This is a genomic window from Streptomyces sp. NBC_00454 (assembly GCF_041434015.1).
GTDB lineage: Bacteria > Actinomycetota > Actinomycetes > Streptomycetales > Streptomycetaceae > Streptomyces.
Window position 1 is genome coordinate 4781193 of record NZ_CP107907.1, and the last position, 11654, is coordinate 4792846.

Here is an 11654-nt window from a genome sequence, read left to right on the forward strand (position 1 = left end):
CCGAGACCCGAGGGAACGCACACCGATGAAGCGCCACACGATCGAGCCCCGCCCCGACTGGCAGAAGACCGTCGAGGAGCAGGGGCTGATCTACCCGCTCACCCGCTACCCCGACGACTCCCTGCGCCCCTACTGGGACGAGAGCGCGTACTACTCCTTCTCGCTGCCCGAGGTGGAGGCGCTGGAGAACGTGGTCGAGGAGCTGCACGCCATGTGCCTGGCGGCGGCGGAGCACATCGTCGAGCACGACCGCTTCGCGGACCTCGGCATCACCGATCCGAAGCTCGCCGCGCTCGTCGCCGAGTCCTGGCGGCGGCGCGCCGAACAGCCCTCGCTCTACGGCCGCTTCGACCTGCGCTACGACGGGGCCGAGGGCAGCCCCGCCAAGATGCTGGAGTACAACGCCGACACCCCGACCTCCCTGGTGGAGGCCGCCAGCCCGCAGTGGTTCTGGATGGAGGAGCGCTTCCCGGGCGCCGACCAGTGGAACTCCCTGCACGAGCGGCTGGTCGAGGCCTGGCGCCGGCAGGCGGAGCTGCTGCCCTACGGCCCGCTGCACTTCGCGCACTCGGAGACCGACGAGCTCGGCGAGGACCTGATGACGGTCGCCTACCTCCGGGAGACCGCCGAGCAGGCCGGCATCGACGCGCGGGCGCTGTCCGTCGAGCGGATCGGCTGGGACGCCCTGTCCGGCCGTTTCGTGGACGAGAAGCTGGGCTTCATCCGCGCGTGCTTCAAGCTCTATCCGTGGGAGTGGCTGGTCACCGACGAGTTCGCCCCGCAGGTGCTGGGCACCTACGACCACGGAGGCGGCTCGGGCACGACCGCCTGGATCGAGCCGCTGTGGAAGATGCTGCTCTCCAACAAGGCACTGCTGGCCATCCTGTGGGAGCTCTTCCCGGAGCACCCGAACCTGCTGCCCGCCTACCTGGACGGCCCGCGCGAGCTGGCGCAGACCGGCGGCTACGTGGCGAAGCCGCTGCTGGGGCGCGAGGGCGCCGGGGTCACCCTGCATCCGGTGGGCGGCGAGGCGTTCGTACCGGAGCCGGACGAGAGCTACGTCTTCCAGGCCCTCGCCCCGCTGCCCGACTTCGACGGCAACCGGGTGGTGCTCGGCGCGTGGGTCGTCGAGGACGAGGCGGCGGGGCTCGGCATCCGCGAATCGGCGGGGCCGGTCACGGACGAGTACGCCCGCTTCCTGCCCCACGTCATCTTGTAGGCACAGCATCCTCTGACGGGAGCCGCTACTCGGTGGCGAGGACCGACCTGAGCTGGTCCAGGCCCCAGTCCAGGTCCTCCTTGCTGATCACCAGCGGCGGTGCGATCCGGATCGTCGACCCGTGCGTGTCCTTGACCAGGACCCCGAGGTCCATCAGCTTCTCGGAGATCTCCCGGCCGGTGCCGCGCGCCGGGTCGATGTCGATGCCCGCCCACAGCCCGCGGCCCCGTACGGCGGTCACCGCACCGCCGCCGACCAGCAGGTTCAGCTCCCGGTGCAGGTGGTCGCCGAGCTCGGTGGCGCGCTGCTGGTACTCGCCGGTGCGCAGCATCGCGATGACCTCCAGGGCCACGGCGCAGGCCAGGGGGTTCCCGCCGAAGGTGGAGCCGTGCTCGCCCGGCTTGAACACGCCGAGGACGTCGCGGTCGGCGACCACCGCCGACACGGGGACGACCCCGCCGCCCAGGGCCTTGCCGAGGATGTACACGTCCGGGACCACGCCCTCGTGCTCGCACGCGAAGGTCTTGCCGGTCCGGCCCAGCCCCGACTGGATCTCGTCCGCCATGAAGAGGACGTTCCGCTCGCGCGTCAGTTCCCGTACGCCCTGGAGGTATCCGGCGGGCGGTACGAGGACGCCCGCCTCGCCCTGGATGGGCTCCAGGAGCACGGCGACCGTGTTGGAGGTGACGGCGTGGGAGAGCGCGGTGAGGTCCCCGTACGGGACGATCTCGAACCCGGGGGTGTAGGGCCCGAAGTGGTCGCGGGCGTCGTGGTCCGTCGAGAAGGACACGATCGTGGTGGTGCGGCCGTGGAAGTTGTCGGACGCGACCACGATCTTGGCGTGGCCGTCCGGGACGCCCTTGACCTCGTACCCCCACTTGCGGGCGGTCTTGACGGCCGTCTCCACGGCCTCCGCGCCCGTGTTCATGGGCAGCACCATCTCCTTGCCGCACAGTGCGGCCAGCTCGGTGCAGAAGTCCGCGAAGCGGTCGTGGTGGAAGGCGCGGGAGGTGAGGGTGACCCGCTCCAGCTGGGCGCGGGCGGCATCGAGCAGGCGGCGGTTGCCGTGGCCGAAGTTGAGCGCGGAGTAGCCCGCGAGCATGTCGAGGTAGCGGCGGCCCTCCACGTCGGTCATCCACGCGCCTTCGGCGGTCGCGACGACGACGGGCAGGGGATGGTAGTTGTGCGCACTGTGCGCGTCGGCGGAACGGATGGCATCAGCAGTTGTCGACACGGGGTCTCCGATCGTCCGTCAGGCCTGTGACGAGGGTGGCGTCACCGGGTAACCGGAGGAAGTCCTGGCCTTCAGGCCGGGGATGAATCCGGCTCCCCGCGTAGCGGGACAAGGGAGCAGATCTTCCCACGAACGGATCGGCGTCCGCCATGGCAGCGCCGGGGAAGACCCTGAACCGTTGGAGATTCCCTACGTTGAGGGATCGTCGGGTGGTCGGTCACTGGTTCGGGTGGGGCGTCGGAGTTCTGGGGAACGAACCGGGCTACGGCTCTAGGTTGGGGGAATGACGGCATCGGCGGAAGGGGGGCAGGTGGGGTGCGCCAGGTACACCTACCGACTGCGCGTGTCTTCTGCCGCCCACGCGGCCCTGCTGTCCGAGTGGGACCGGTGCCGATGGGTGTGGAACCAGTGTGTGGCTCAGTCCCGTGCCGCGCACAAGGCCAAGGGGAAGTGCGGGCCTGCCGGGCTCGACAAGATGCTCACAGGGTGGCGCGCGGGGCGTGATTGGTTGCGGGCGGGAGCGTCGGTGCCTCAGCAGCAGATCATCCGGGACTTCGCCGCCTCCCGGGCCAAAGCAGTGAAGGACATCAAGGCCCGACTGCCGGTGCGGCAGAGGGCGGGGATGCCCCGGCTCAAGAAGAAGGAGCTGGCAGACCCCACACTCAACTACACCCGTCGCGGGTTCCGGCTGAAGGACGGACTCCTTCACCTTGCGGGCGGCATGTCACTGACAGTGGTGTGGTCGCGGGAGCTTCCCACCGATCCGTCCAGTGTCCGCGTCTACCGCGACGGCCTCGGCCACTGGTACGCCTCCTTCGTCGTCCAAGCCGAGGCGCAGCCGCTGCCGGTGACGGGCACGGCGATCGGTGTCGACTGGGGCGTGAAGGAGACCGCGACCACCTCCAGCGACGATCATGATCTTCCGTATCCCGGGTACGGCAGGAAGGCGGCCGGGAAGCTGGGGGGCTATCAGCGGATGATGGCCCGCCGTCAACCGAATCGCGGCCGGGCCGCATCGAAGGGCTACCGCAGAGCGAAGCGGCAGGCGGCGAAGGTCCACAAGAAGATCGCCCGGCAGCGTCAGGACACCGCCCGCAAGTGGGCCAAGCGCGTGGTGACGGATTTCGGCCGGATCGCGGTGGAGGACTTCCGGCCGAAGTTCCTCGCCAAGTCCACGATGGCCCGCAAGGCCGCCGACGCGGCCATCTCCACCACGAAGCATGAGCTGATCAACATGGCGCGCAAGCACGGCCGCGAGCTGCGGCTCGTGCACCCCGCGCACACCACCATGGACTGCGGACAGTGCGGAGCGAGAACCAAGCACGCACTCCCGCTGTCGGAACGCACCTACACATGCACCGCGTGCGGAGCAGTTTCCCCGAGAGACAAGAACTCCGCACGCGTCATGCTTGTCCGGGCTGGTTTCATCCCGGCTGCCGTTGATCGCGGAAGACCTGACGGACCGCTGGTCCGCCGGGCAGCGTGAGGTCGGAATCCCCTTTGTTCGAAGGGGAGGTCTCAATCTGCATCCTGGGTCGTATACCGGCCGGAGAAGCCTTTCTCGTGGCGCGCCCGCTAAGGTGTGCGGTACGCACGGCGACTGGCGTACGGAGAACGAACTCCGGGGGAGTCGTGCGGGCACGACCGCATACAGGGCCGCTCGCCTGGGCCTCGCGGGGACGAGATCTGACATCGACCCCGGAGGAGCCGCCATGAGCGCGAGCCACCACCCCGCCCTGTTGAGCACCGACCCCGAGCTGGCGTCCTTCGTCGCCGCCGAGGAAACCCTCCAGGCGCAGACCCTGCGCCTGATCCCCAGCGAGAACTACGTGTCCGCGGCCGTGCTGGAAGCCTCCGGCACCGTGCTGCAGAACAAGTACAGCGAGGGCTACCCGGGCCGCCGCTACTACGAGGGCCAGCAGAACATCGACCGCATCGAGGCCCTGGCCGTCGAGCGGGCGAAGGGCCTCTTCGGGGTGGACCACGCCAACGTGCAGCCGTACTCCGGCTCCCCGGCCAACCTCGCCGTCTACCTGGCCTTCGCCAAGCCCGGCGACACCGTGATGGGCATGGCCCTGCCGATGGGCGGGCACCTGACCCATGGCTGGGGCGTCTCGGCGACCGGGTCCTGGTTCCGGGGCGTGCAGTACGGGGTCCAGGCGGAGACCGGTCTCATCGACTACGACGCCGTACGGGAACTCGCGCTGGCCGAGCGCCCCAAGCTGATCTTCTGCGGCGGCACCGCCCTCCCGCGCACGATCGACTTCGAGGCCTTCGCCTCGATCGCCAAGGAGGCGGGCTCGATCCTCGTCGCCGACGTCGCGCACATCGCGGGCCTGATCGCGGGCGGCGCGCACCCCTCCCCGGCCGGCCACGTGGACGTCATCTCCACCACCACGCACAAGACCCTGCGCGGCCCGCGCGGCGCGATGCTGATGTGCCGCGAGGAGCACGCGAAGGCCATCGACAAGGCGGTCTTCCCGGGCCTCCAGGGCGGCCCGCACAACCAGACCACGGCCGGTATCGCGGTGGCCCTCCACGAGGCGGCGCAGCCCTCCTTCGTCTCGTACGCCCACGCGGTCGTCGCCAATGCCAAGGCGCTGGCCGCGGCGCTGCTGGAGCAGGGCTTCGACCTGGTCTCCGGCGGCACGGACAACCACCTGATCCTGATGGACCTGACCTCGCGCGGGGTTCCGGGCAAGATCGCGGCGAAGGCGCTGGACCGGGCGGGCATCGTCGTGAACTACAACACCGTGCCGTTCGACCCGCGCAAGCCGTTCGACCCGTCGGGGATCCGGATCGGTACGCCGTCGCTGACCTCCCGCGGTCTGTCGGAGGTCCACATGCCGGTGGTGGCCGACTGGATCTCCCGTGCGGTGTCGGCTGCCGCGAAGGGTGACGAGCCGGCGCTGGCGGCCATCCGCGCCGAGGTCTCCGACCTCATGGCCGCCTTCCCGGCCCCGGGCCTGCCGCTGGCGTAGTGAGGGGGCGGGGAGGGGCGGGCCCTGCGGGGCTCGTCCCCTACCCGCCCTTCCACCATCCCCCAGACTTCGTCCGGGGGGACCCCCAGCCGGGCGCTGCCCGGCGGGGGGACCCCCAGCCGGGCGCTGCCCGGACCCGGTCCTCAAACGCCGGACGGGCTGGATATTGGCCGGGGCAAGATCCGGTCAAAGGCGGGCCCGAGCCCGTCATCGCACCTGAGAGAATGAAGCCATGGCTTCTGATCGTCCTCGCGCGCTCTCCGGTATCCAGCCCACCTCCGGTTCGTTCCACCTCGGGAACTACCTCGGAGCGATCCGCCAGTACGTCGCCCTCCAGGAGACGCACGACGCGTTCTACATGGTCGTCGACCTGCACGCGATCACCATGCCGCAGGATCCCAAGGACCTGCGCGCGAACACCCGGCTCTCCGCCGCGCAGCTGCTCGCCGCCGGCCTGGACCCCGAGCGCTGCACGCTCTTCATCCAGAGCCACGTGCCCGAGCACGCCCAGCTCGGCTGGGTCATGAACTGCATCACCGGCTTCGGCGAGGCCAGCCGGATGACCCAGTTCAAGGACAAGTCCGCCAAGGGCGGCGCCAACAACGCCACCGTCGGCCTGTTCACGTACCCGATCCTGCAGGTCGCCGACATCCTGCTCTACCAGGCGAACGCCGTCCCGGTCGGCGAGGACCAGCGCCAGCACATCGAGCTGACCCGCGACCTGGCCGAGCGCTTCAACCAGCGCTTCGGCAAGACCTTCACGCTGCCCGCGCCGCACATCGTCAAGGAGGTCGCGAAGATCTACGACCTCCAGGACCCGGCGATCAAGATGTCGAAGTCGGCGTCTTCCCCCAAGGGCCTGATCAACCTCCTCGACGAGCCCAAGGCCACCGAGAAGAAGATCAAGAGCGCCGTCACGGACACCGAGGCCGTGGTCCGCTTCGACCCGGTCGAGAAGCCCGGCGTCAGCAATCTGCTCACGATCTTCTCCACCCTCACGGGTGAGTCGGTCGCCGCGCTGGAGACCGCGTACGAGGGCAAGGGCTACGGCGCGCTCAAGACCGATCTCGCCGGAGTGATGGTCGATTTCGTCACACCGTTCAAGCAGCGCACCCAGGAGTACCTGGACGACCCGGAGACCCTGGACAACCTGCTGGCCAAGGGCGCGGAGAAGGCTCGCGCGGTCGCTTCGGAGACCCTGGCGCAGGCTTACGACCACCTCGGATTCCTGCCCGCGAAGCACTGAGACGCACGGAAGAGGAAGAGGGCCCTGGCGATCCGGGGGGTGCTGCCGCCACACTGGTGCGGCAGCACCCGCTCGGCCCACAGGCCGCGCACCGACGACGCACAGGAACGACAGGCGGAGGAGAGATTCGTGGGGACCGTAACGCTCGGCGTTTCGATCGCGGTCCCGGAGCCGTACGGCCGCAGCCTCCAGGAGCTGCGCGCGGGCTTCGGGGACGCCGCCGCGCACGGCATTCCCACGCACGTCACCCTCCTGCCGCCGACGGAGGTGGCCGCGGACCGGCTGCCGGAGATCCGCGCCCACCTGGCCGAGGTCGCGGCCGCCTGTCGGCCCTTCCCGATGCGGCTGGCCGGCACGGGAACCTTCCGGCCCCTCTCGCCGGTCGTCTTCGTCCAGGTCGTCGAGGGCGGCACGGACTGCGCCCGGCTCCAGGCCCGGGTCCGCGAAGCGCAGGGGCCGCTCAGCCGGGAGCTGGCGTTCCCGTACCACCCGCACGTCACGGTCGCCCACGGGATCTCCGAGGAGGCGATGGACCTGGCGTTCAGCACCCTCGCGGACTATGCGGCGGAGTGGACCTGCGGCGGTTTCGCCCTCTACGAGCAGGGCTCGGACGGGGTCTGGCGCAAGCTGCGGGAGTACCCGTTCGGAGGCGGCGCGCCGGGCGTTCCGGCGCAGCTGGGCTCGGCGACCGACAGCCCGGCGGCCGCCGCGGGCGAGGCGACCGTACGCCGTTCCTGACGCAGGAACCGGAACCGGAAGCTGATCCTTCGCAGGATCAGGGCGTGGAACGGCCGAGCCGTCGGGCGAAAAGTCACAATCGACGACCGTAGTCCCCAATTGCGGCAATCCCGGCTATTTCCGACAGCTCATTTACGGTGACCGCATGGACTGGCTGACGAAACTCCCGGTGATCGGGTCCCTGATGTCCGCGCTGATGCGGACCCACCTGTGGCGTTCGTACCAGCGCCTCGACCGGGTGCACTGGGGCCGGCTCGCCGCCGCGATCACCTTCATCAGCTTCGTCGCGCTCTTCCCCCTGATCACCGTGGCCGCCGCGATCGGCGCGGCGCTGCTCAGCCAGGACCAGCTCGACCGGCTCCAGAAGAACCTCGCCGAACAGGTGCCCGGCATCTCCGACCAGCTCGACATCAACGCGCTGGTCGCGAACGCGGGCACGGTCGGGCTGGTGGCCGCCGGAATCCTGCTCTTCACCGGCATCGGCTGGGTCGGCTCGATGCGCGGCTGCCTGCGCGCCGTATGGGACAAGGACGACGAGGACGAGGGCAACCCCATCGTCCGCAAGGGCAAGGACGCCCTGGTCCTCATCGGCCTCGGCGGGGCCGTCCTGGCCTCGGCCGCGGCCTCGATCGTCGGCTCCAGCCTGGTCGGCAAGGCCGGTGACTGGATCGGCCTGCCGCGCGACGGCGTCGGCGGCGGCCTGCTGCGTACCGCGGCCTTCCTCGTCGGAGTCCTGGCCGCCTTCCTGCTGCTGCTCTACGTCCTGACCCTGCTGCCGGGCGTCGAACCCCCGCGCGGCCGCCTGATCCAGGCGGCCCTCATCGGCGCGGCCGGCTTCGAGCTGCTGAAACTGCTGCTCAGCGGCTACATGCGCGAGGTGGCCACGAAGAGCATGTACGGGGCCTTCGGCGTGCCGATCGCCCTGCTGATCTGGATCAACCTGACGGCGAAGCTGCTGCTGTTCTGCGCGGCCTGGACGGCGAGCCGCGACGACGCGGACGGGGACGGGGACGGGGACGGGGACGGGGACGGGGACGGGGACGGGGACGGGGACGGGGCGGAGGACCCGGCCCCGGAGCCGGAGCCCGCCCCGGAGCCGGATCCGGGGACGTCCGGGTCGGGGACGGCCCCGGCGGCCGGCTGATCCCGGATCCGGCTCCGGCTCCGGATCCGGCTCTGGAGCGGGCTCACCGGGTCACCGGTCCGGCTCTACGGGGCCTCGCGGCCCGGGGCCCGGCGGCCGCGCCCTCGCGGCAGGCGCCGGTTGAGCACGTACGCCCCGCCGCCCACCACCGCCAGCACCCCGCCCGCGATGCCGAGGGCGGTGGCGACCCCGCTGCCGCCGGAGCCGCCGGCCGCCGAGGGGTTGTTCTCGTGGGACTGGGCCGGGGACCCGTGGGACGTGGTGTCCGCGCTCTTCGGCGGCACCAGCTCACCCACCGGCTTGACCTTCCCGACCGCCGCGAAACCCCAGTCCAGCAGGTCGGCGGTCTCCTCGTACACGGAGTTGGCGCCACCGGTGCCCGGGTTCATCACGGTGACCAGCAGCTTCTTGTCGCCGCGCTGGGCGGCGCCGGTGAAGGTGGAGCCGGCCATGGTGGTGTTGCCGTTCTTCACCCCGGCGATGCCCTTGTAGGGGGAGAGGCCGCCCGCGCCGGTCATCAGCCGGTTGGTGTTCTGGATCTCGAAGGTCTCGCGCGGCTTCCCGGCCTCCTGCTTGCCGGGGAACTTGGCGCTCGCCGTGCCGCAGTACTCCCGGAAGTCCGCCTTCTGCAGGCCGGAGCGGGCGATGAGGGTGAGGTCGTAGGCGCTGGAGACCTGGCCCGGAGCGTCGTAGCCGTCGGGGGACACCACGTGGGTGTCCAGGGCCTGGAGCTCCTCGGCGTGCGCCTGCATGTCCTTGACGGTCTTCTCGACGCCGCCGTTCATGGCCGAAAGCACGTGCACGGCGTCGTTCCCGGAGCGCAGGAACACCCCGAGCCACAGGTCGTGGACGGTGTAGTCGGCGTCCTCCTTGACGCCGACCAGGCTGGAACCGGCGCCCACCCCGGACAGCTCCTGCTCGGTGACCCTGTGGACCGTCTCCTTGGGCAGGGTCGGCAGGACGGTGTCGGCGAAGAGCATCTTCATGGTGGAGGCCGGGGGGAGCCGCCAGTGCGCGTTGTGCGCCGCCAGGACCTCACCGGTCTCGGCGTCGGCCACGATCCAGGAGCGGCCCGTCAGGTTCGCCGGCAGGGCGGGCGCGCCGGGCAGCAGGTTGACCTGCGTACCGGGCTGCCCGAGCGAGGCTCCGCCGACCGTCGACATCGAGGCGGGCGGCGCGGGCGCCTTGGCCGGCTGCCCCTTCCCGTCGGCGGGCGGCGTCGGCGAGGGCGTCGGCGCGGCGTGCGCGGGCGACACGAACAGAGCCGGGAGCAGCAGCGCGGGAAGTGCGGCGGAAAGGACCGTCAACGCGGTCTTCTTGGCAGACACGCAGGTGAAAGTACATCCCGATGCTGTGACCACCGGCACGGACCGGCCAACCCGCCGCAACCACCGCCGGGACAGCCCACCCCGGCGCGGCCGTCCTGGGGACGAAACCGATACTGAGCTCATGAAACTCAGCCGCGCCGCTTCCTGGTTCCTGCTCGCCTTCGGAGTGTGGAGCTGGTTCATCTGGGTGTCTTTCGTCCGGAACCTGTGGAAGGACGGCAGCGGTCTGGCATTCGACGAGGCAGGGAGCCCGACCGCGTACTTCTGGGTCCACCTTCTCCTGGCGGTGGCGTCCTTTCTCCTGGGGACGGCCGTCGGAGTGATCGGGTTGCGCGGGGTGCGGGCGCTGCGGCGCGCATCACGTCAGGGGCCGGACGCGTGACGATCCTCCTGTTCGCGGCCGTAGCCCTCGTCGTACTGGCCCTCCTGGTCCTGGTGCACCGCTGGCTCTGGATCCGCCTGGTCCGCGACACCGCCGCCCCGGGCACCCGTACCCGCCGCGCGGGCACGGCCCTGGCCTTCGCCCTGCCGCTGCTCGCGGTGGCGGCCCTGGTCGCCGGCCGTGCGGGAGCCCCCTTCTGGCTCCAGCGCACGGTCGCCTGGCCGGGCTTCATGTGGCTGGCGGTCCTGCTGTACCTGTCCCTGGCGATGCTGGTCGCCGAGCCGGTCCGCGCGGTGTGGCTCCGCCGGATGCGGCGGCGGCCGGCTCCGGCGCAGGAGGTGCGGGCGCCGGTGCCGGTGGTGGAAACGGTGACGGCCGGGTCCGCGTCCGGAGCCTCCGAGGCCCCGGAAACCCCTGTACCCCCCGCCGGGCCCGCAGCCCCCGCCGGGCAGACCCCCGAGGCCCGCGCAGCCCTCAGCCGCCGCCGCTTCGCCCGGACCGTGGCCGGGGCGGCCGGAGCCGTGGCGGTCGGCACCGTCGGGTACGGCACCTACGGAGTCCTGCGCGGCCCCCGCGTGAAGCGGGTCCAGGTGCCCCTGGCGAAGCTGCCCCGCGCCGGGCACGGCTTCCGGATCGCCGTCGTCAGCGACATCCACCTCGGCCCGATCCTCGGCCGCGCCCACACGGCCCGGATCGTCGAGACCATCAACCGGACCCAGCCCGACCTCATCGCCGTGGTCGGCGACCTCGTCGACGGCACCGTCCACGACCTCGGGCCGGCCGCCGAGCCGCTCAGGCACCTGCGCGCGCGGCACGGCTCGTACTTCGTCACCGGCAACCACGAGTACTTCTCCGGCGCGGCTCCGTGGGTGGAGCACGTTCGCGAGCTCGGCCTCATGCCCCTGGAGAACGCCCGCCGCCCGCTGCCGTACTTCGACCTGGCCGGGGTCAACGACGTCGCGGGGGAGAGCGAGGGCCAGGGTCCCGATTTCGAGGCGGCCCTCGGGGACCGCGACCGGGCCCGTACCGCCGTGCTCCTCGCCCACCAGCCCATCGTGATCGACGAGGCCGTCCGGCACGGGGTCGACCTCCAGCTGTCCGGGCACACCCACGGCGGCCAGCTGTGGCCGGGCAACTACATCGCCGAGCTCGCCAATCCCACCGTCGCCGGGCTGGAGCGCTACGGCGACACCCAGCTGTACGTATCGCGCGGCGCCGGGGCCTGGGGGCCGCCGGTCCGGGTCGGAGCCCCGTCGGACATCACAATCGTCGAACTCGTCTCATATCAGGCTTGACTTACCTCAATCGTTAGCGACCCGCCGCGAATCGGCCTTCCGGAGGCCGAAATTCCATGATGGGATGACCGATAATCGGATAGTCGG

At 71.0% G+C, this 11654-nt stretch carries 10 protein-coding genes and 1 riboswitch; of the genes, 8 read left to right on the plus strand and 2 right to left on the minus strand.

The genetic code is table 11. The features are described from left to right. Positions 1-25 precede the first annotated feature (25 nt). Positions 26-1219, plus strand: coding sequence for a glutathionylspermidine synthase family protein (locus OHU74_RS22295; RefSeq protein ID WP_371617520.1), 1194 nt, complete (start codon positions 26-28; stop codon positions 1217-1219). Between the two features lie 25 nt (positions 1220-1244). On the opposite strand, the gene rocD is transcribed toward OHU74_RS22295, so the two are convergent. Further along, positions 1245-2453 (minus strand): ornithine--oxo-acid transaminase, encoded by a 1209-nt coding sequence (gene rocD, locus OHU74_RS22300; RefSeq protein ID WP_371617521.1) that lies wholly within the window; start codon positions 2451-2453, stop codon positions 1245-1247. A 283-nt stretch (positions 2454-2736) separates the two neighbouring features. Between rocD and OHU74_RS22305 the strand changes: the two genes are divergently transcribed. From OHU74_RS22305 to OHU74_RS22325, 5 genes are all read left to right on the plus strand, one after another. Next, complete coding sequence (locus tag OHU74_RS22305; protein ID WP_371617522.1) at positions 2737-3939, plus strand: RNA-guided endonuclease InsQ/TnpB family protein; 1203 nt, start codon at positions 2737-2739, stop codon at positions 3937-3939. A 100-nt stretch (positions 3940-4039) separates the two neighbouring features. After that, positions 4040-4130: riboswitch (ZMP/ZTP riboswitch) on the plus strand. Positions 4131-4165: 35 nt separating this feature from the next. Continuing rightward, positions 4166-5434 carry a serine hydroxymethyltransferase gene (glyA, locus tag OHU74_RS22310; RefSeq protein WP_371617523.1) on the plus strand — a complete coding sequence of 423 codons (1269 nt, stop codon included), beginning with the start codon at positions 4166-4168 and terminating at the stop codon, positions 5432-5434. 232 nt (positions 5435-5666) lie between these two features. Then, complete coding sequence (trpS, locus tag OHU74_RS22315; RefSeq protein ID WP_330298174.1) at positions 5667-6680, plus strand: tryptophan--tRNA ligase; 1014 nt, start codon at positions 5667-5669, stop codon at positions 6678-6680. 129 nt (positions 6681-6809) lie between these two features. After that, positions 6810-7418 (plus strand): 2'-5' RNA ligase family protein, encoded by a 609-nt coding sequence (locus OHU74_RS22320; protein ID WP_371617524.1) that lies wholly within the window; start codon positions 6810-6812, stop codon positions 7416-7418. Between the two features lie 145 nt (positions 7419-7563). After that, positions 7564-8562 (plus strand): YihY/virulence factor BrkB family protein, encoded by a 999-nt coding sequence (locus tag OHU74_RS22325; RefSeq protein ID WP_371617525.1) that lies wholly within the window; start codon positions 7564-7566, stop codon positions 8560-8562. A gap of 65 nt (positions 8563-8627) precedes the next feature. On the opposite strand, the gene OHU74_RS22330 is transcribed toward OHU74_RS22325, so the two are convergent. Beyond that, the gene (locus OHU74_RS22330) at positions 8628-9890 is read right to left on the minus strand and encodes a D-alanyl-D-alanine carboxypeptidase family protein (protein WP_371617526.1); all 1263 of its coding nucleotides are present in this window, start codon (positions 9888-9890) and stop codon (positions 8628-8630) included. Positions 9891-10011: 121 nt separating this feature from the next. On the opposite strand from OHU74_RS22330, the gene OHU74_RS22335 reads away from it, so the two are divergent. Beyond that, positions 10012-10272 carry an SCO4848 family membrane protein gene (locus tag OHU74_RS22335; RefSeq protein ID WP_371617527.1) on the plus strand — a complete coding sequence of 87 codons (261 nt, stop codon included), beginning with the start codon at positions 10012-10014 and terminating at the stop codon, positions 10270-10272. Continuing rightward, positions 10269-11567 carry a metallophosphoesterase gene (locus OHU74_RS22340; protein ID WP_371617528.1) on the plus strand — a complete coding sequence of 433 codons (1299 nt, stop codon included), beginning with the start codon at positions 10269-10271 and terminating at the stop codon, positions 11565-11567. Before OHU74_RS22335 ends, OHU74_RS22340 begins: the two co-directional genes overlap by 4 nt. Positions 11568-11654: the final 87 nt, after the last annotated feature.

Excerpts from the sequence above, each read along its gene's own strand:
- OHU74_RS22295 (WP_371617520.1), top strand. The coding sequence starts at position 26 with ATGAAGCGCCACACGATCGAGCCCCGCCCCGACTGGCAGAAGACCGTC.
- OHU74_RS22305 (WP_371617522.1), top strand. The coding sequence starts at position 2,737 with ATGACGGCATCGGCGGAAGGGGGGCAGGTGGGGTGCGCCAGGTACACC.
- glyA (WP_371617523.1), top strand. The coding sequence starts at position 4,166 with ATGAGCGCGAGCCACCACCCCGCCCTGTTGAGCACCGACCCCGAGCTG.
- trpS (WP_330298174.1), top strand. The coding sequence starts at position 5,667 with ATGGCTTCTGATCGTCCTCGCGCGCTCTCCGGTATCCAGCCCACCTCC.
- OHU74_RS22325 (WP_371617525.1), top strand. The coding sequence starts at position 7,564 with ATGGACTGGCTGACGAAACTCCCGGTGATCGGGTCCCTGATGTCCGCG.
- OHU74_RS22335 (WP_371617527.1), top strand. The coding sequence starts at position 10,012 with ATGAAACTCAGCCGCGCCGCTTCCTGGTTCCTGCTCGCCTTCGGAGTG.